Raw genomic sequence first — 19,868 nt, forward strand, 5'->3', positions numbered from 1 at the left:
AATCGGTTAGCGGCGGCGCAGCGGCAGGGGGGCGCCCATGACGGCGTACGGCTTCGGGGCGCTCGGGAACAGGACCTGGCGGGCGAGGTCCTGGTAGCCGAGGGAGCGGTAGAGGCCGCGGGCCGGGCTTTCGACGTCGATCGCGGAGAGGATCGAGCGGGGTTCGGTGGCGCCGTCGGTGATCAGGGTGATCAGGGAGCGGCCGATACCGCGGTTCTGGTAGCGCGGGTGAACGTGGAGTTCCGTGATGACGAAGGAGTCGTCCAGCCAGTCGTCGTGGCCCTGGGCCCGGAGGTAGGGCTCCACGACGGTGGACCACCAGTGGGTGCGGTCGTTGGGCATGCCGTAGACGAACCCCGCGAGGCTGCCTGAGGCGGTTGCGCCGAGGGCTCTTGCTCCCGGGTAGGTCATGTGGCGCAGGACGATTTGGCGGCGTACGGCGACTTCGTCGGGGCCCAGGCCGAACGCTACCGCTTGGACGGCCAGTGCCTCGTCCACGTTGGCCGACAGGTCCAGCGGGCCGATCACGATGTCGTCTGCTTGGCGGCGGTGGCCGTGACCGGGAAGGCGCATGTGGGGAGCCTACAGGGGGGTTCGCGTGGTGTTCCGGCTGCCGGCTGGTCCGTGGTTGCTCGCGCCCACGCGGCGGAGCCGCATATCGATAAAGCCCCGCGCCCTTGAGGGCGTTTCAGAACAGGACGCTCATGAATGCGCCCACCTCTTGGAAGCCCACCCTGGTGTACGTCCGCCTCGCCGCCGTGTTGAAGTCGTTGACGTACAGGCTGACCACCGGGGCCACGTCCGCCAGCGCGTAGCGCAGTACCGCCGCCATGCCGGGGGCCGCCAAGCCCTGTCCCCGGTATTCCGGGGCCACCCACACGCCCTGGATCTGGCAGGCGCGGTCCGTCGCGGCGCCGATCTCGGCCTTGAAGACGACCTTGCCGTTCTGGTCGAGGCGGGCGAAGGAGCGGCCGGAGCCGACGAGTTCGGCGACGCGGGCCTGGTAGAGGAGGCCGCCGTCGCCGGCCAGTGGCGATACGCCGACCTCCTCGGTGAACATCGCCACGCAGGCCGGCATGATCGTCTCCATCTCGTCCTTGCGGATGCGGCGGACGTACGGATCCGGGGCGATGTCGGCCGGCATGCGGTCGGTGACCATCAGGGGCTGGTGGGCGCGGACCTCGCGGGCCGGACCCCAGCCGGGTTCCAGCAGGCGCCACAGCTGGGCGGTGGATTCGGCGGGGCCGACGATGGAGGAGCAGCGGCGGCCCGCGCGGCGGGCTCGGTCGGCGAACGCCCGTACCGCTCGCGGCGTTGCGCAGATCGGGACGAGGTTGGCGCCCGCGTAGCACAGGGACGTCAGCATGCCGCCCTCGTACCAGCCCCACATCTCGCCGCCGAGGCGCCACGGGTCGAGGCCAGCGACCTGGACTCGGGACGTCACGAAGGCGTTCACGACCGGCTCGCGGTCGAGGACGGCGAGCGCGGCGTCCAGGTCGCTCGGTTCGAGCACCCGTGAGGTGGTCTGGGTCAACACGTTCGGGGGGCCTCCGGGGAGCTGCTGGTCTCCGCACTGTACCTGCGGAAGCTGAGCGGTGCCGCCCTGGCTGGGTGCCGCCTGCTTGGAGGTACCCGGCGTTGTCGTTGCCGTCGACTGGGGGCTGCCGCCCCCAGACCCCCGCTTCGGCCCCGAAAGGGCCTCGTCCTCAAACGCCGGACGGGCTGATCGATGCGGACCGGCGCCCAGAAGTGCCGTCAGCCGGCCACCGAAACCGACGGCTCGCCGCTCGTCACGCCGTCCGCCTCCATCTGCTCGGCCAGCTTCATGGCCTCCTCGATGAGGGTCTCGACGATCTTGGACTCGGGGACGGTCTTGATGACCTCGCCCTTGACGAAGATCTGGCCCTTGCCGTTGCCGGAGGCGACGCCGAGGTCGGCCTCGCGAGCCTCGCCGGGGCCGTTGACGACGCAGCCCATGACGGCGACGCGGAGGGGGACCTCCATGCCGGTCAGGCCTGCCGTGACCTCCTCGGCCAGCTTGTAGACGTCGACCTGGGCGCGGCCGCAGGACGGGCAGGAGACGATCTCCAGGCCGCGCTGCTTGAGGTTCAGGGACTCCAGGATCTGGTTGCCGACCTTGACCTCCTCGACCGGCGGGGCCGAGAGGGAGACGCGGATGGTGTCGCCGATGCCCTGCGAGAGCAGCGCGCCGAACGCCACCGCCGACTTGATCGTGCCCTGGAACGCCGGGCCCGCCTCCGTCACACCGAGGTGGAGGGGGTAGTCGCACTGGGCGGCCAGTTGGCGGTACGCCTCGATCATGACGACCGGGTCGTTGTGCTTGACCGAGATCTTGATGTCCCGGAAGTCGTGCTCCTCGAAGAGGGAGGCTTCCCAGAGGGCCGACTCGACGAGGGCCTCCGGGGTCGCCTTGCCGTACTTCTGCAGCAGACGCCTGTCCAGCGAGCCCGCGTTGACGCCGATGCGGATCGGGGTGCCGTGGTCCTTGGCGGCCCGCGCGATCTCCTTGACCTTGTCGTCGAACTGCTTGATGTTGCCGGGGTTGACGCGGACCGCGGCGCAGCCGGCCTCGATGGCCGCGAAGACGTACTTCGGCTGGAAGTGGATGTCCGCGATCACCGGGATCTGGGACTTGCGGGCGATGGTCGCGAGGGCGTCGGCGTCGTCCTGCGTCGGGCAGGCCACGCGCACGATCTGGCAGCCGGAGGCCGTGAGCTCGGCGATCTGCTGCAGGGTGGCGCCGATGTCCGACGTGCGCGTGGTCGTCATCGACTGGACCGAGACCGGCGCGTCCCCGCCGACCGCCACGGATCCGACCTGGATCTGCCGGCTCTTCCGGCGCTCGGCGATCTTGGTCGGTACGGACGGCATGCCGAGAGAAATCGCAGTCATCTGCTGTGCAACCCCAAGTCGTGGATCAAGGTCCGGTCCCGTCAGCAGCGGGCTCCAGGCTTCGAGATTACGGCACGGGGGCCGGCCCCTTCACATCACGGTCCGTAAACCCACTCAATGGAAGGCGGCCCGGGACAGAGGATCCCAGGCCGCCTCGAACGCCGTATGACTAGGAGATTCTGACCGGGTTAACGACGTCCGCGACCAGCACGAGCAGCGTGAAGCAGATGAAGATGCTGGCGACCACGTACGCCACCGGCATCAGCTTCGCCACGTCGAACGGGCCGGGGTCCGGGCGGCGCAGCACCTTCGCCGTGGTGCGGCGCAGCGACTCCCACAGGGCGCCCGCGATGTGGCCGCCGTCGAGCGGCAGCAGCGGGAGCATGTTGAAGAGGAAGAGGGACAGGTTGAAGCCCGCCAGCAGGAAGACGAACGTCGCCAGCTGCTGGGACGCCGGGATGTCCAACGTGGCGATCTCGCCGCTGACCCGCGCCGCGCCGACGATGCCCATCGGGGAGTCCGGTTCGCGCGGGCCGTCGCCGAAGGCCGCGTCCCACAGGGCGGGGATCTTGGAGGGCAGCGCCACCAGGGAGTCGACGGCGTCGCCGACCCGGTCGGTCATCCAGGACACCGAGTCGCCGAAGTCCTGTTTGACGACGCCGGTGGCCGAGCTGAAGCCGAGGAAGCCGGCCTTGACGTACTCGCCCTTGACATAGGCCCCGCCGGCGTCCTTCTTCACGACCCGGTTGGTGGCGATCTTCGCCTCCAGGGTCACCTGCTCGCCCTTGCGGTCGACGACGATCGGCACCTCCTTGCCGGCGCTGTCGCGGATCAGGTCGGAGAGGGTGTTCCAGTCGTCGGTCCTGACCCCGTCGAAGGCGACGATCTTGTCGCCGGCCTTCATGCCCGCGGCCGCGGCCGGGGACTTGGGGTCGGACGCCTTGCACTCGTCGCGGTTCTCGGTCTGGGCGATGACGCACGGGGAGACCGAGCTGACGGTGGTGGTCTGCTGCTGGATGCCGAAGCCCATCAGCACGGTGAGGAACAGGCCGAAGGCGAGGACCAGGTTCATGAACGGGCCCGCGAACATCACGATGACCCGCTTCCACGGCTTGCGCGTGTAGAAGAGGCGGGTGTCGTCGCCGGGCTTGAGTTCCTCGAAGGCGGCGGAGCGGGCATCCTCGATCATGCCGCGCCAGGGGGAGGTGGAGCGGGCCTCCAGGCGGCCGTCCGGTCCCGGCGGGAACATGCCGATCATGCGGATGTAGCCGCCGAACGGGATCGCCTTGACGCCGTACTCGGTCTCGCCCTTCTTCCGCGACCAGATGGTCGGGCCGAAGCCCACCATGTACTGCGGCACACGGATGCCGAACAGCTTGGCCGTGGACAGGTGGCCCAGCTCGTGCCATGCGATCGAGAAGAGCAGCCCGACCGCGAACAGCACTATGCCGAGGATGAACATCAGGGTCGTCATGCACGGGCCTCCGCCGTGTGTGCCGCCAGTTCCTGTGCCCGCCTGCGGGCCCAGGTCTCCGCTTCGAGGACGTCCGCGACGGTGAGGGAAGTTCCCGCCCGGGGGGTGCCGTGCTCCTCCACCACCCGCGTCACGGTCTCCATGATCCCGTTGAACGGCAGCGCGCCGGCCCGGAAGGCCTCCACGCACTCCTCGTTGGCCGCATTGAACACCGCGGGTGCCGTGCCCGCGAGCTCACCCACATGGCGCGCCAGGTCGACGGACGGGAACGCGTCGTTGTCGAGCGGGAAGAACTCCCAGGTCGACGCCTTGCTCCAGTCGAACGTGGGCGCGGCGTCGGGGACGCGCTCCGGCCAGCCGAGGCCGATGGCGATGGGCCCGCGCATGTCGGGGGGCGTCGCCTGGGCGATCGTGGATCCGTCCGTGAACTCAACCATCGAGTGAACATACGACTGGGGATGCACGACCACCTCAATGCGGTCGAAGGAAATGTCGTAGAGCAGGTGCGCCTCGATGACCTCCAGACCCTTGTTGACGAGGGTCGCGGAGTTGATCGTGATGACCGGGCCCATGGCCCAGGTGGGGTGGGCGAGGGCGTCCTCGACGGTGACGTTCGCCAGTTCCTGCTTCGTACGGCCGCGGAAGGGGCCGCCGGAGGCGGTGACGACGAGTTTGCGTACGTCGGCGCGGGTACCGGAGGCCAGGGCCTGGAACAGGGCGGCGTGCTCGGAGTCGACCGGAATGATCTGCCCGGGCTTGGCGAGCGCCTTGACCAGCGGGCCGCCGACGATGAGGGACTCCTTGTTGGCGAGCGCGAGGGTGCGGCCCGCCTCCAGGGCGGCGAGGGTGGGGGCGAGGCCGATGGAGCCGGTGATGCCGTTGAGGACGGTGTGGCAGTCGGATGCGGCGACCTGAGTGGCCGCGTCCGGGCCCGCCAGGATCTCGGGGAGCGGCTCCCCCGTGCCGTACTGGGCCAGCAGGGCCTCGCGCAGCGCCGGGACGACGTCCTCGCGGGCCACCGCGACGGTCCGCGCCTTGAGCCGGTACGCCTGCTCGGCGAGGAGGGCGACCCGGCCGCCGTTGGCGGAGAGTGCGGTGACCCGGAACCGGTCGGGGTTGCGCAGCACCAGGTCGATGGCCTGGGTGCCGATCGAGCCGGTGGAACCGAGGATCACCACGTCCTTGGGGCCGTCGCCCGCCACGGGGTCATAGACGAGATGCGGGTCGGCGAGAGGGGCTGGACTGTCGCTCATCCCCCCATTGTGGCCGGAACGGCTGGCGGGGAGGACAGGGCGTCCCCTTCTGCGGGTTACAGGATGGTGAGAGGTCACTGCGGGCAGTGACCTCTCAGTCATCGCTCAGCGGCTTCTCACCGCGTCGGTCACCGGATCGGGCGGTGCACGTTCTCCCGTGCGCTCGGGCCGGGGGCCGCGTCCGCGATCCATACGCCCCCGTCGTCCGACGGGTCGACGATGCCCTGCTCCAGCCACTCGTACGTGCCCGACATCACTCCCTTGACCACCTTGCGGTCGAGGTCGTCGGTGTTGGACCACAGGCGGCCGAAGAGCTCCTCGATCCGCAGGCGGGCCTGGCGGCAGAAGGCGTCGGCGAGCTGGTAGGCCTCGCGCCCGTGCTCACCCTGACCGCGCAGGTGCTCGGCGCGGACACAGGCCGCGCTCATGGCGAACAGTTCGGCGCCGATGTCGACGATGCGGCCCAGGAAGCCCTGCTTGCTCTCCATGCGGCCCTGCCAGCGGGACATGGCGTAGAAGGTGGAGCGGGCCAGCTTGCGGGAGGTGCGTTCGACGTAGCGGAGGTGCGGGGAGAGGTCGACCTGGTGTTTGAACTCGCCGTAGGTGTACGGCAGTTGCCCCTGGCCCGCGACCAGCTTCGGCAGCCACTTGGCGTAGAACATGCCCGCGTTGGCGCCCGCCTTCGCCTTGTCCTGGAGGGACTTCTCGGGGTCGATGAGGTCGCCGGCGACCGACAGGTGCGCGTCGACGGCCTCGCGGGCGATCAGGAGGTGCATGATCTCCGTCGAGCCCTCGAAGATGCGGTTGATGCGCAGGTCGCGCAGGACCTGCTCGGCGGGGACCCCGCGCTCGCCGCGTGCCCGCAGGGAGTCGGCGGTCTCGAAGCCCCGGCCGCCGCGGATCTGGACGAGTTCGTCGGCGATCAGCCAGGCCATCTCGGAGGCGTACAGCTTGGCGAGGGCGCCTTCGATGCGGATGTCGTTGCGGTCCTCGTCGGCCATCTGCGAGGCCAGGTCGGTGACGGCCTCCAGGGCGAAGGTGGTGGCCGCGATGAAGGAGATCTTCGATCCGACGGCCTCGTGGTGGGCGATCGGCTTGCCCCACTGCTCGCGCGCCGCGGACCACTCGCGGGCGATCTTCAAACACCACTTGCCGGCCGCGACGCAGGACGCGGGCAGGGAGAGCCGCCCGGTGTTCAGGGTCGTGAGGGCGATCTTCAGGCCCGCTCCCTCGGGGCCGATGCGGTTGGCGGCCGGGACGCGGACCTGGTGGAAGCGGGTGACGCCGTTCTCGATGCCACGCAGGCCCATGAAGGCGTTGCGGTTCTCGACCGTGATGCCGGGCGAGTTGGTCTCCACGACGAAGGCCGTGATGCCGCCCTTGTTGCCCTCGGACTTGGGCACCCGGGCCATGACGACGAGGAGGTCGGCGACCACGCCGTTGGTCGTCCACAGCTTGACGCCGTCGAGGATGTAGTCGTCCCCGTCGGGTACGGCGGTGGTGGCGAGGCGCGCCGGGTCGGAGCCGACGTCGGGCTCGGTCAGCAGGAAGGCGCTGATGTCGGTGCGGGCGCAGCGCGGCAGGAACCGCTCCTTCTGCTCCGGGGTGCCGAACAGCTTGAGCGGCTGCGGTACGCCGATCGACTGGTGCGCGGAGAGCAGCACACCGATCGCGGGCGAGGCCGAGCCCGCCAGGGTCAGCGCCTTGTTGTAGTACACCTGGGTGAGGCCGAGGCCGCCGTACTTGGTGTCGATCTTCATGCCGAGGGCGCCGAGTTCCTTGAGTCCGTTGATCACCTCGTCGGGGATCCGGGACTCGCGTTCGATCAGGGCGCCGTCGACCTTCGTCTCGATGAAGTCGCGCAGTTTGGCGAGGAATTCCTCACCCCGCTGGGCGGCCTCGTCGGTCGGCATCGGATGGGGGTGGATGAGGTCGAGGCGGAAGCGGCCGAGGAACAGTTCCTTGGCGAAGCTGGGCTTGCGCCACTCCTGTTGCCGGGCCGCCTCCGCCACCTGGCGGGCCTCACGTTCGGTGACAGTAGGGCGTCCGGAGGACGACGTGGGTGCTGCGGACATGAGGCTCACCTCGCCGCGAATCGGGATCTTGGGCCGTTTGGTTACCGACGGGTGCTACCCGATCGTATGTACCCGATTCCGGGCGAGCCCACCACCCCGCGCGCGCCCGTTCAGCCGATGTTGACGGAGTACGGGTTGGTGTCCAGGCCTACTTGGCGCTGCCGGGGAGCTTGCGCCGGACGAGTGACTGGGCGACGGTGACACCTGCGGTGCAGGTGGGCCCCACGGCGCCGGCACTCTCGTACCAGAAAAGGTGTCGAAGCGCTTCGACAGCCTATGGACACCCAAGCGCGCCAGAGCTAGTGTCGAACTACACTCACACCTGCCCCTGTACGCCCTGCGCATTGTCGAAGCGCTTCACACCGCATGGAGAGCCTGGATGGTCACCCTCGCCGAGGTCGCCCAGCACGCCGGAGTCTCGGCGAGCACGGTGAGCTATGTCCTCAGCGGCAAGCGGTCCATCTCCGCGACCACCCGGCACCGGGTCGAGCAGAGCATCCGCGAGCTCGGCTACCACCCGAACGCGGGTGCCCGTGCTCTGGCCAGCAGCAAGTCGAACATCATCGCGCTGATGATCCCGCTGCGCACCGACATGTATGTGCCGGTGATGATGGAGATCGCCATCGCGGTGGCCACCACCGCCCGCACACACGGCTACGACGTCCTGCTGCTGACCGGCGAGGAGGGCCCCGACGCCGTGCGCCGCGTCACCGGCAGCGGGCTCGCCGACGCGATGATCCTGATGGACGTCCAGCTGGACGACGAGCGGCTGCCGCTGCTGCGCGGCACCGACCAGCCGTCCGTGCTGATCGGACTGCCGGCCGACACCACCGGGCTGACCTGTGTCGACCTCGACTTCAAGGCGACCGGCGCGCTGTGCGTGGAGCATCTGGCGATGCTGGGGCACCGGGACATCGCTGTCATAGGAGAGGCCCCGGCCGTCTACGAACGGCACACCGGTTTCGCCGAGCGCACGCTGGACGGACTGCGGGCGCGCGCCCAGGAGTTGGGGATGCGGCTGCTGCACCGGCCGTGCGAGGGCGGGTACGACGCGATGGCCGTCACCCTCGCCCGGATCCTCGACGAGCGGCCGAGCACCACCGGGTTCGTCGTCCAGAACGAGTCGGCGGTCGAGCCGCTGCTCGCCCTGCTGCGCCAGCAGGGGCGTGCCGTGCCGGAGGACGTGTCGGTGGTCGGCATCTGCCCGGACCAGGTCGCCACCCAGGCGTCGGTGCGGCTGACGTCCGTCTCCATCCCCGCGCAGGAGATGGGCCGGCATGCCGTGGAGCAGCTGGTCGCCAAGCTCGACGGCCGGGCAAGCGACGAAGTCGTGCTGCTCGCCCCCGAGTTGACGGTCCGGGCGAGCTCGGGCCCGGCGCCCGGCCAGTCGTAGACCGTCTCTTCGCGCGTCTCCGGCGCGCCGCGCCGGTCCCCCCTCTGTCCAGGGCACCCCCATGTCTGAACTCCTCCAGGAGCACACCACGTGAATCAGCCCGCTGACAACCAGCCCCAGGTGAGCCTCGCACAGTCCTCTCCCACCGTCGGCACGTTCCGTGAGCGGGACGGTGCGCTGGAGTGGAGCGGCCGTCAGGAGACCGTGCGCATCGAGCCGTGGGGTCCGGACGCGGTCCGGGTGCGGGCCCGGCTCGGCGGACCGGTCCTCGACGGGCTGCCGGGTGCCCTGCTCGACGAGCCCCCGGCCACGGTGAGCGCGGTCAAGATCGGCGACGGGGAAGCGCAGTTGACCGTGGGCGCACTGACCGTCCACGTCGACGCCGAGGGCCTGATCCGCTTCCTGCGCACCGAGGACTCGGCCGAGCTCCTCGCGGAGGCCCGCGCCCACTTCTGGTGGCCGGGCTCGCGCCTCTACACCGCCGTCGGCAACGGCCACCACCGCCTGGAGCAACGCTTCGCCGCCTACGACGACGAGAAGCTGTACGGCCTCGGCCAGCACCAGCACGGCCGCCTCGACCAGAAGGGACTGGTCCTCGACCTCGTCCAGCGCAACGCCGAGGTCGGCATCCCGGTCCTGTCCTCCAGCCGCGGCTACACCCTGCTGTGGAACAGCCCGGCGATCGGCCGCGTGGAGCTCGCGCACAACGGCACCCGGTGGGTCGCCGACTCCGCCCGTCAGATCGACTACTGGATCACCGCGGGCACCCCGGCCGACGGCCAGCGCCGCTACAGCGCGGTGACGGGCCGTACGCCGATGCTGCCGGAGTGGGCGGCGGGCTTCTGGCAGTGCAAGCTGCGCTACCGCACCCAGGACGAACTCCTCGCGGTGGCACGGGAGTACAAGCGCCGTGGCCTGCCGATCTCCGCGATCGTCTGCGACTTCTTCCACTGGACGCACCTCGGAGAGTGGAAGTTCGACCCGAAGGAGTGGCCCGACCCGGCGGCGATGGTGCGCGAGCTGGACGAGCTCGGCATCAAGCTGGTGGTCAGCGTCTGGCCGTCGGTCTCCCCGCTCTCCGAGAACCACCCGGTCATGGAGCAGCGCGGCTACTTCATCGGCACCCAGTACGGCCCGATGGCGCACGCCGACTGGCCCGACAAGGAGGTGGCGTCGACCGTCCAGGTGGCGTTCTACGACGCGACCAACCCCGAGGCCCGTGAGTTCGTGTGGTCGAAGGTGAAGGAGAACTACCTCGACCCGTACGGCATCACGGCCTTCTGGCTGGACGCCTGCGAGCCGGAGCTGAAGCCGGGCTTCCAGGAGAACCTGCGCTACTGGGCGGGCCCGGGCCTGGAGGTCGGCAACATCTACCCCGCCGAGAACTCCCGCGCCTTCCACGAGGGCCTGCTCGCCGCCGGTGAGACCGAGGTCGTCACCCTCAACCGCTCGGCCTGGGCGGGCAGCCAGCGCTACGGCGCCGCCCTGTGGTCCGGCGACATCGGCACCGACTTCCCCACCCTGCGCCGCCAGATCGCGGCCGGACTCAACACCGCGCTGTCCGGCATCCCGTGGTGGAACACCGACATCGGCGGCTTCCACGGCGGCGACCCGGACGACCCGGCGTACCGCGAGGTGATGGTCCGCTGGTTCCAGTTCGGCGCCCTGTCCCCGCTGATGCGCCTGCACGGCTTCCGCGACCCCGGCATGCCGCTCGGCCCGGCCATGACCGGCGGTCCGAACGAGGTGTGGTCGTACGGCGAGGAGGCCGGCGCGATCCTGGAGAAGTACCTGCGGCTGCGCGAGCGCCTGAAGCCGTACGTCCTCGACGTCATGCGCGAGGCCCACGAGGAGGGCCTGCCGGTGATGCGGCCGCTGTTCCTGGAGTTCCCGGAGGACCGGGCGGCCTGGTCGGTCGACGACGCCTACCTCTTCGGCCGGGACCTGCTGGTCGCGCCGGTGCTGGAGGCGGGTGCCACGACGTGGTCGACGTACCTTCCGGCGGGCGCGCGCTGGACGGACGCCTGGACCGGCCGGACGTACGAGGGCGGTGCGACCGTGACGGTCGACGCCCCGCTGGACCGCATCCCGCTGTTCCTGCGGGACGGGGCACGGCTGACCGTAGGGGAGTAGCCGTGTCGCCGGGGGTGGCCGGGGGGTGGAGGTCTTCCGGTCACCCCCCGGCACATGTTCGGCCAACTTCCGTACAGCCTGGGCCCGTTCGACGAGATAGGTTCCCTGCGTGTCCTCGTCTCCGCTCGCTCTCACCCTCGCCAATGTGCTGCTGCGCCCCGGCTTCGGCTCCCGGCGCGATCCCGGCCGGGTCTTCGACAGGATCGCCGCGGAAGCCGGACAGGCGCCCGGTGACCGGCAGTTCGTCGACGACTTCCGGTCCCTGCTGGGCTGGTGGGCCGAGGCGGAGAACCTGACCCCGGTCGGCTGGCAGTCCGCGCAGGCCTTCGTCCGCAGGCACCTCGCCAACCGGGCCCGCGTGCGGCGGCTGATCGCCGAGCACCCGGAGATCGAGCGGGAGCCGATCGACAGGCCGGTGTTCGTGGTGGGGCTGCCGCGCACGGCGACCACCGTCACCCATGCCGTGCTGTCGCTGGCGGACGATCACCGCTGCCCGCTGCTGTGGGAACTGCTGACGCCCGACCTGGAGGTGCCGCCCCGGCAGCGGCGCAGGGCGATCAGGACCGGGCGCCGGATGGCCCGGGGCACGGACCTGTTCGCGCCGCGCTTCCGGGACATCCACGCGATGGTGGCCGAGGGCCCGGAGGAGTGCACGTTCGCGCTCCCGCACGCCCTGATGCCGTTCTCGCAGGCCCGCATACCCGAGTACCGGGACTGGCACCGCGAGCGGGACTTCGTCCCCGACTACCGGTATCTCAAGCAGGTCTACCAGGTCCTGCAGTACGGTCGGCCGCGCCGCCGCTGGGTGCTGAAGTCGCCCATGCACCTGGAGAACCTGGACGCCCTGCGCACCGTGTTTCCCGACGCCACGATCGTGTGGTGCCACCGCGACCCGGTCACCGTCATGGCGTCGTTCTGCAGTCTGATCGAGCACGGCATGGCCGTCAGCTCCCGTCCCGTCGACCTGGCCGGCATCGGCGCCACCTGGCTCGACCTGCTGAGCCGGGCCATGACGCGGGGCCTGGCGGCCCGAGCCGCCGTCCCCGCCGGGCAGTTGGTGGACGCCCCGTACTCCTGGCTCGGCTCCGATCCGGCCACCGGCGCCCCCAAGCTCTACGCGGCCGTCGGCGCCCGCTGGAGCGACTCCGAGGCGGCCCGGCTGCCCGGGGCCGTGGCCCGCCCGAAGGGCAGCCGCCCGCACCGGTACGACCTGGCCCGCTACGGCCTGACCCGGGCCGAGGTCGAATCGGCCTTCGCCGACTACAACGCGCTGCGGGCCGAGGTCGACCGCGCCTGAGCCGGACGCGGACCGACCCCGGCCCTGATGTCGGATCAGCTGCCGCTGACCGTCAGGTTGTTGGTGTTGAAGTTGAGTCCGCCGGACGACGAGGTGATCTCATAGCCGAACTGGACGTCGCCGATGGTCTCGTTGCTGGACATCCAGCCCTTGGTGTAGGCGAGCCACTGGAGGATCGGCTTGATGTCCACGGTGCCGGAGTTGGAGTCGGAGGTCCGCAGGAACGAGAAGACCTCGTTCGATCCGTTGGTGCCCTTGTAGACGTTCCAGTTGTGGCCGCCGACCGTGACGTTGCCCTGGTAGCTGCCGATCGGGCCGACGGCTCCGTTGTAGTTGACCCAGAGCATGATCTCGTACTGGTGGTCGGTGTCCCAGATGTCGTACGACGTGTTGTACGCGCCGGACGACGGGACGCTGACGTTGTAGTTGCTGGTGAGCGAGCCGAGGGAGGCGATCGTCTTGTTGATCGCCTTCGTGGAGTTGGGGTAGGACTTGATGCCGCCGGTGTTGGGGTGGTTGGCCCAGACACCCCAGTTGGTGCCGGAGTTGGCCCAGATGCACTGGCTGCCGGCGCCGGAGCCCCAGATGTTGTTGTAGAGCGTGTAGCCGTTCAGGTTCGTGCTGCCCCACTGGTCGCAGGTGTTCCAGACGGCGGCCGAGGCGGGGGCGGAGGCGAGTCCGACGGTGGCGCCGAGGGCCATCGCCGGGGCCAGTACTGCCATGGTTATCTTGCGCAACGCGGTCTTTGCCATGGTGTCCCTTTCCATGGGTGGGGGGAAATGCGGGGGGAGTTACCACGCCCCCAACGTGAGGACGTGGTCTTCTCCGGCGACGAGGTCGAGCGGCTGCTTGTCGCCGTCGTCGCCGGATGAAGTCCGGAGTTCGACGCGGACGGTGCGGGACGGCTTCACGACCGCCGTCGCCCCGTCGCGCGTCCAGGTCAGGTCGACCTCCGCGCCGAACCGCGTGCGGACGCCCCGGAGGCGGCCCTCCGGGAGGGTGGGGGCCAGTGCGGGCAGCAGGACCAGGCGGTCCGGGGTCGACTGCACGAGCATTTCGATCAGTACGGCGGGCAGGGTGTGCGCGGCGTCCGCGTTGTAGACGTCGCGGTTCGGGTAGTGGGCGCTCATCAGGGAGGCGTGGAAGAAGTCGCCGCCCACCACCTGGTCGAGGGCGTGGGCGACCCGGTCGCCGTCCCTGAGGCGGGCCGCGATCAGGGCGTGGTGGAGGTGGCCGTGCGCGGAGTCGTTCTCCGCGCCCCGCAGTTCGAGGGCGCGGTGGGCGGCCGCAGAGAGGTCGGGGGTGTCGTACGGGGTGATCTCGTCGAGCGGCCAGACGCCGTAGAGGTGGCTGAGGTGGCGGTGGTCGTAGGTGTCCGCGAGGCCTGGCCAGGCCCATTCGGCGAGGGCCCCGTCCTCGTTGATCCGGTGCGGGGGGAGGCGGTCGGCGAGGGCGCGCCAGCGGTCGGCGTCCGGGGTGTCGGGGTGGTAGCGGGCGGCCGTGCGCAGGGCGTGCCGGGCCGCGGAGAGGTCCATGGCGGCGTTGATCGTGCCCCAGCTCGCGTTGGCGGGTCGGTTCTCCGGTGAGTAGGAGGGGACGACGACCACGTGCCCGTTCTCGTCGGTGCGGGTGAGGAAGTCCTCGTAGAACCGGGCCACTTCGGCGAGGACGACGGCGGTGCGCGGGTCGCGGTCGCCGCGTGTCTCGTCGTGGTCGACGAGGGGCTTGAGGAGCCAGTCGGCGCCGGCGGTCCACAGGTGGAGGGGGTATTCGCGGTTGAAGTGGTAGATGTGCCCGGACTCGCCGTCGGTGTGGGCGGGGGCCACGACGCCACGGGTGCCGAAGATCGCGCGGGCGTTGTCGCGCCAGTGGGCCGTCTGGCCGTGGATCAGGGTGGCGTGGGCCTCCGTCACCTCCGGGAGCGCGGCCGCGGCGGCCGATGCGGTCTGCAGGTTGAGGTTGGCGTCGGTGGTGAACGCGCCCGACCACGCCGTGTTCCAGTCGCCGGTCCACAGGCCGGTCAGGCGGGGCGGGAGCATGCCGGAGGCGGAGAGGAGGTGGTAGCGGCCGGCCGCGAAGAGGCGTTCCAGGAGGGCCGGGCTCTTGGGGTGGTCCAGCAACTCGGAGCCGGGAAGGGCGCGTTCGGCGGGGTCGGCGGCCAGGTCGAGGGTCACGCGGTCGTAGGCGGCGCGGTGGAGCGGCGTGTGGCGGTCGAGGAGGTGGGCGTACGCGCCGGACTCCGCGACCAGGTCGCGCAGGGCGTCGACATGGGCCGCCGTGTCCAGTTCGCCGGTGTGCCGCACGACCCGGGTCAGGAGGAGGACGGATGCGGCTCCGGTGACGCGGGCGCCCGGCGGGACGAGCGCGGTACGGCCGCCTGCCGGCACGACCAGGGTCATCCCCGTGTAGGCACGGTCGCTGCCGGGGTAGCGGACGCGGAGGGTGAGGAGGGCCCCGTCACAGGCGCGGACGATGCTCTGGCCGACCACCAGTGCGGCGGGGGCGCTCGGGAGCCGGTGGTCGAGGGTGACGACGAGGTCGGCCGCCTCGACCTGCTGGACGATGACGTCGTCCGCGCGGGAGACGAAGACCCGGCTGCTCCAGTCCGCGCACTGTGCGTGGGTGACGCCGGTGGTGAAGTCGACGGACCGGCGGTATCCGGAGGTGTCGGCGGCCGGGCGGCGCAGTCGTATCTGGAAGGCGGGGTGGAAGGGCTGCACCCACTGCAGCTCCCGTCCGTCGGTGAAGCGCTCGGCGGCCGTGACCTCTCCGGCGAGCAACCGGTCCTGGAGGGAGGGGAGTTCGGCGGCGAGGGCGGGGGGACGGGCGTGTTCGCCGCCGTTGGGGCGGACCAGGGCGTGATGGTTCACGATCACCCGGTCGTCGTTCGGATCACCGAACACCATGACGCCGTGCCGGCCGTTCCCGCTCAAAAAGGCGTCCTCCCAGCGGGTGGCGGGGGCGGGTTCCCAGGTGCCGTGCACGGGAGCGGTCGGCTCGGACGCCGGCGGTGTGGGGCCGGCGCTGTGAGGGGTGCTCGTACGTCTCATGGCGCAGACTCCAGCACAGCCACCCCGTACCGGGCCAATTCCATGGCGCCGGTGACCTCCGCCCCGGTCAGCAGATCACGGTGGCGGCCGGGCACCGGCACCCTGACCCCGTCGCGCCCGTGGTTGAGCAGGAACAGCAGCCCGCCCCGCCGTACGGCCTCCACCCCGGCCGGGAGCCCCGCGAGGGTCGGCCGTACGCCCGCCCCGGCGGCGATGTCGGCGAGCAGTGTGCGCAGGGCGTGCGGCTCGGGGAGGGTCGAGACGTACCAGGCGCGGCCCTTGCGCAGGACGGCCGGGAGACCGTCCAGCTCGCCGCCCTTGTACGGGACGACGGCGTCCACGTCGTCCGCCGCCTCGATCTCCTCGGACCACAGGGTGCCGTGGAAGCCCTCGACGTCGGCCTTCTCGCCCGCGTCGAGCGGCCACCACTCGTGCAGTACGCGGATGCCGAAGAGGTCGCGCAGCCGCACGTCCGTCCCACCGGGACGCACACGGTCGTCCTCGTCGGCGACGCCGGTCTGGAAGCCGGCGACGACGGTGCCGCCCGCCTCGGCGTACGCCACGAGGTTGTCGATCGCGGCGTCCGTCATCAGGTACAGCTGCGGGACGACGACCAGCTTGTAGGCGGACAGGTCGTGCTCGGGGTGGGCGAAGTCGGCCGTCGTGTTCGCCTCCCACAGGGCGCGGTGCCAGGCGCTGACGACCTGCGGGTACTCCGCCTCGGAGGAGAGCCGCCCGTCCTGCTGGCTCGCCCACCAGGCGTTCCAGTCGAGGAGTACGGCGACCTCGGCGGCCTCGACCCGGGTGTCGGCCACCTTCCGGCCGATCAGGTCGAGTTCGGCGCCGATCCGCTTGACCTCCTGGAAGGTACGGCCGTGCTCCCCCGCGTGGCTGACCATCCCGGAGTGGAACTTCTCCGAGCCCTGCCGGGACTGGCGCCACTGGAAGTAGCAGACGGCGTCCGCGCCGCGGGCCACGGCCTGCAGGGACCACAGGCGGTTGAGGCCGGCCGGTTTGGGGTGGTTCACCCCGCGCCAGTTGACCGGTCCGGCGGCCTGCTCCATGACCATCCAGGGACCGCCGCGCGCCTGCGAGCGGGTCATGTCATGGACCAGCGCACCGGACTGCCCGCCGAACGGATCCCTCGGATCCGGATAGATGTCGATCGAGACGACGTCCTCCCGCTCGGCCCACTTCCAGGCGTCCAGGCCCTGCCACACGGCCATGAAGTTGGTGGTCACCGGGATGTGCGGGCTGTGCCGGGCGACGATGTCGCGTTCGGCCAGGTAGCACTCCAGCAGCGCGTCGGACGTGAACCGCTTGAAGTCCAGCACCTGGGTGGGGTTCTTCATGTAGTGCGCCCGGCGCGGCGGCAGGACCTCGTACCAGTCGCCGTAGCCCTGACTCCAGAATGCGGTCCCCCACGCCTCGTTGAGCGCGTCGAGCGTGCCGTACCTGTTCCGCAGCCAGCGGCGGAAGGCGGCCTCGGCCTCGTCGCCCCAGTCGTAGGTGCAGTACTCGTTGTTGATGTGCCACATGCGCAGGGCGGGGTGGCTTCCGTAGCGGGCGGCGAGGTCCTCGGTGATGGCGGCGGCGTAGCGCCGGTAGGTGGCGCTGGAGTGGGAGAAGTGCTGGCGGGAGCCCCACCACTCGGTGCGCCCGTCCTCGTCGCGCGGCAGCGTCTCGGGGTGCAGGCGCCCCATCCACGGGGGCGGTGAGGAGGTGGGGGTGGCCAGGACGACCCCGATGCCGCCTGCGTGCATCAGGTCCATCAGCCGGTCCAGCCAGCCGAAGTTCCGCTCCCCCGGCCGGGGTTCGAGCTTCGCCCAGGAGAAGACGCCGAGGGTGACCGAGTTGACACCGGCCTCCTTCATCAGGCGGACGTCCTCGTGCCAGGTCTCCTCGGGCCACTGCTCGGGGTTGTAGTCGCCGCCGAAGAGGAGGCGGCCACGGGTGGCGTCGGCGAGGGTCGGTCGTTGCGGTTCGGGCATCACACCGGGTCTCCGTACTGGACTCCGCGTCCGTTGGTGGCGAGGTAGACGCGGCCGTGGATGCGCGGGTCACCGATGACGGCCGTGCCGATCCAGCCCCACTGGTGCCGGTCGTCGTTGATCCGCACCCAGGTCCTGGCCCCGTCGTCGGAGCGGTGGACGCCGGTGACGGTCCCGATCGTGCCCACCTGGTAGATCGCGGGGTAGTCGGCGCCGTCCGCGGCCCTGCCGAATCCGAGACACTCCGAGGACCCGACGCCGGTGATCTTCGAGAAGCTCGCGCCGCCGTCGGTGGACCGGTGCAGGCCCTCCCATTTGGCGCTCAGCCACAGGTCGCCGGACCTGCCCGGGGCCGCGACCAGCTTGAACTGACTGTCCCCGGAGGGCAGTCCGGTCGCCCGGGCGGTGAAGGTACGGCCACTGTCAGTGCTGGCGTATAGCGTTCCTGTGTCGGTGTCGTACGCGTAGAAGAGCGTCGGGTCGGCCGGGTCGGCGACCGGCGTGGCGCCCTTCGGGAAGGAGGTGACCTCGGACCAGGTGGCGCCGTTGTCCGCGGAGCGGTGGGCGGGGTACTTCGTGCCGTCCGAGTGCACGAACACCCAGAGCAGCACGCTGCCGTCGGCGTTGGTGGCGATCGGCCCCGGTGCGTCCTTGGCGATGGAGGGCTGGGCCTCGAAGGGTGCCCAGGTCTGCCCGCCGTCGTTCGAGTAGGCGCCGTTGCCGTCGTTGCTGAAGCCGGTACGGACGACGTACGCCGGCTTGGCCGCGGCCTGGGCGAGCCCCATCGCCGACCCGAAGACCGGGTTCGACGCCATGCCGCGCGAGGGCGATGCCGTGAGCGACTCGTGGTACATCACGCCGATGTCCCCGAGACCGCTGATCAGATGCGCCTCCCCGGCCGGGGGCGAGATCAGCAGGCGCACGGCCGTCTCCTCCAGGCCACGGATCTGCGGTGCCCAGTTCTTCAGGTCCCGCGTGCCGTAGAGGGTGGCGCCGGTGCCGTAGACGATGTGCCGCGAGTCGTACGGGTCGAGGGCGAGGGCCTGGATCCACCAGCCGAACTTGGGCTTGTCCCCGCCCCACGTGAGGTAGGGGGTCTCGGAGACGTCGAGGACGGCCGTGTCCTTCAGGGACGTCCAGGTGCGGCCGCCGTCGGTCGACCGGTACAGGGTGTCGATCTCCGCCCACCGGTTGTTGGTCGAGACGACGACGGTGCCCGGCCGGCGGGCGTCGACGGCGACACCCCCGTACCCGAAGGTGTCGGCGGATCCGTCGGATGCGGTCCCGCCCGGCTTGACCGGCGTGACCTCGGTCCACTTGCCGGTGAGGGTGCACAGCTTGTGCACACTGCCGTCGGACTGGCCGTTGGGGCCCGGCGCGTTGGCGTACGTCACGTAGAGCTCGCGGGTGTACCGGTCGAACGCGGCACGGATCGGCACCTTGGCGGCCGTGCCGGTGGGCCGGCCGGGGACGGCTGCCCAGGTGCTGCCATCGGCGGTGCGGAAGAGGTTGGCGGTGCTGCCGTCGGAGTCGCCCCAGCCGGCGTAGAGGGTGCGCCCGGCGGCGACGAGGAAGGTGACGCCCTGCCCGGAGGCGCTCGGGGTGCCGGGGAAGCCGTCGGCAGTCGCCCACGTGGCTCCGCGGTCGGTCGACTTGAGCAGCCCGTCGTGCCGGGTGCCCAGCCACAGGGTGTCGCTGTCCCGCGGATCGACCAGCAGCCGCTCACCCGTACCCCGGCCGTCCTCGTTGGCGCCGAGCTGGACGCCGAGGTCGGTGCGGGTCCAGGTGGCACCGCGGTCGTCGGAGCGCAGGATCGCCCCGTTGCCGGCCCAGGACTGGGTGTAGGTGCCCAGGGCGAGGTAGACCCGGTTGGGGTGGGCGGGGTCGACGGCGATGGCCTCGACACCGGTGAGGTTCCAGTCGTCCGCACCGAGGTGATCGGTCAGCGTGGTCCAGCGGGCGGTGCGGTCGTCCCAGCGGTAGGCGCCGCCGATGTCGGTACGGGCGTAGGCGAGGCCGCGGACCGACGGGTGGAAGAGGACGCCGGTGATGAAACCGGTGCCGCCTATGACGGCATTGCGCCAGCGGTAGGCCGGCGTGGCGGTGGGGGTGACGGTGGCGGTCGGTGCCATGGCCGGAGCCCGCCCGGGGAGGAGCGGGACGGCGGTGAGCGCGGCGGTCGCCGCGGTACCGGCGAGAACGGCACGTCGGCTCGGAGGGGACGCGGGCATGACATACCTCGTTCGGTGCGGTGGGGAGAAAGTTCTGTGCGGTGGGGAGAAGAGGGAG

13 protein-coding genes are annotated in these 19,868 nt (G+C 70.8%); 3 read left to right on the forward strand and 10 right to left on the reverse strand.

Annotation, left to right across the window (positions count from 1 at the left end; all coding sequences use genetic code 11):
* Positions 1-6: 6 nt before the first annotated feature.
* From ACIBU0_RS26825 to ACIBU0_RS26850, 6 genes are all read right to left on the reverse strand, one after another.
* Complete coding sequence (locus ACIBU0_RS26825) at positions 7-573, reverse strand: GNAT family N-acetyltransferase (protein WP_398823020.1); 567 nt, start codon at positions 571-573, stop codon at positions 7-9.
* Between the two features lie 115 nt (positions 574-688).
* A complete protein-coding gene (locus ACIBU0_RS26830; RefSeq protein WP_398823023.1) occupies positions 689-1,537 on the reverse strand; it encodes a GNAT family N-acetyltransferase in 849 nt (282 codons plus the stop codon).
* 218 nt (positions 1,538-1,755) lie between these two features.
* Positions 1,756-2,913 (reverse strand): flavodoxin-dependent (E)-4-hydroxy-3-methylbut-2-enyl-diphosphate synthase, encoded by a 1,158-nt coding sequence (ispG, locus tag ACIBU0_RS26835; protein WP_398823026.1) that lies wholly within the window; start codon positions 2,911-2,913, stop codon positions 1,756-1,758.
* A 169-nt stretch (positions 2,914-3,082) separates the two neighbouring features.
* Positions 3,083-4,375 carry a M50 family metallopeptidase gene (locus tag ACIBU0_RS26840; protein WP_398823820.1) on the reverse strand — a complete coding sequence of 431 codons (1,293 nt, stop codon included), beginning with the start codon at positions 4,373-4,375 and terminating at the stop codon, positions 3,083-3,085.
* 8 nt (positions 4,376-4,383) lie between these two features.
* A complete protein-coding gene (dxr, locus tag ACIBU0_RS26845; protein ID WP_398823029.1) occupies positions 4,384-5,640 on the reverse strand; it encodes a 1-deoxy-D-xylulose-5-phosphate reductoisomerase in 1,257 nt (418 codons plus the stop codon).
* Between the two features lie 128 nt (positions 5,641-5,768).
* The gene (locus tag ACIBU0_RS26850) at positions 5,769-7,715 is read right to left on the reverse strand and encodes an acyl-CoA dehydrogenase family protein (RefSeq protein WP_398823032.1); all 1,947 of its coding nucleotides are present in this window, start codon (positions 7,713-7,715) and stop codon (positions 5,769-5,771) included.
* A 379-nt stretch (positions 7,716-8,094) separates the two neighbouring features.
* Between ACIBU0_RS26850 and ACIBU0_RS26855 the strand changes: the two genes are divergently transcribed.
* The 3 genes from ACIBU0_RS26855 to ACIBU0_RS26865 all read left to right on the forward strand — a co-directional run bounded on the left by ACIBU0_RS26855 (position 8,095) and on the right by ACIBU0_RS26865 (position 12,538).
* A complete protein-coding gene (locus tag ACIBU0_RS26855; RefSeq protein WP_398823035.1) occupies positions 8,095-9,108 on the forward strand; it encodes a LacI family DNA-binding transcriptional regulator in 1,014 nt (337 codons plus the stop codon).
* 90 nt (positions 9,109-9,198) lie between these two features.
* The gene (locus ACIBU0_RS26860; RefSeq protein ID WP_398823038.1) at positions 9,199-11,241 is read left to right on the forward strand and encodes a TIM-barrel domain-containing protein; all 2,043 of its coding nucleotides are present in this window, start codon (positions 9,199-9,201) and stop codon (positions 11,239-11,241) included.
* A 109-nt stretch (positions 11,242-11,350) separates the two neighbouring features.
* Entirely contained in the window at positions 11,351-12,538 is a 1,188-nt protein-coding gene (locus tag ACIBU0_RS26865; protein WP_398823041.1) for a sulfotransferase family protein, read from the forward strand.
* Positions 12,539-12,573: 35 nt separating this feature from the next.
* Here the strand turns inward: ACIBU0_RS26865 and ACIBU0_RS26870 are convergent, their stop codons facing one another.
* Genes ACIBU0_RS26870 through ACIBU0_RS26885 form a run of 4 tightly spaced genes read right to left on the reverse strand, consistent with a single transcriptional unit; the run spans position 12,574 to position 19,810 of the window.
* The gene (locus tag ACIBU0_RS26870; protein ID WP_398823044.1) at positions 12,574-13,290 is read right to left on the reverse strand and encodes a hypothetical protein; all 717 of its coding nucleotides are present in this window, start codon (positions 13,288-13,290) and stop codon (positions 12,574-12,576) included.
* A 39-nt stretch (positions 13,291-13,329) separates the two neighbouring features.
* Entirely contained in the window at positions 13,330-15,588 is a 2,259-nt protein-coding gene (locus ACIBU0_RS26875) for a glycosyl hydrolase family 95 catalytic domain-containing protein (RefSeq protein WP_398823047.1), read from the reverse strand.
* Positions 15,585-17,579, reverse strand: a complete 1,995-nt coding sequence (locus ACIBU0_RS26880) for a beta-galactosidase (RefSeq protein WP_398823051.1) — start codon at positions 17,577-17,579, stop codon at positions 15,585-15,587. The genes ACIBU0_RS26875 and ACIBU0_RS26880 overlap by 4 nt, the downstream gene beginning before the upstream one ends.
* Positions 17,579-19,810, reverse strand: coding sequence for a 1,4-beta-glucanase (locus ACIBU0_RS26885; RefSeq protein ID WP_398823054.1), 2,232 nt, complete (start codon positions 19,808-19,810; stop codon positions 17,579-17,581). The genes ACIBU0_RS26880 and ACIBU0_RS26885 overlap by 1 nt, the downstream gene beginning before the upstream one ends.
* Positions 19,811-19,868: the final 58 nt, after the last annotated feature.

The organism is Streptomyces sp. NPDC049627 (assembly GCF_044465645.1).
GTDB lineage: Bacteria > Actinomycetota > Actinomycetes > Streptomycetales > Streptomycetaceae > Streptomyces.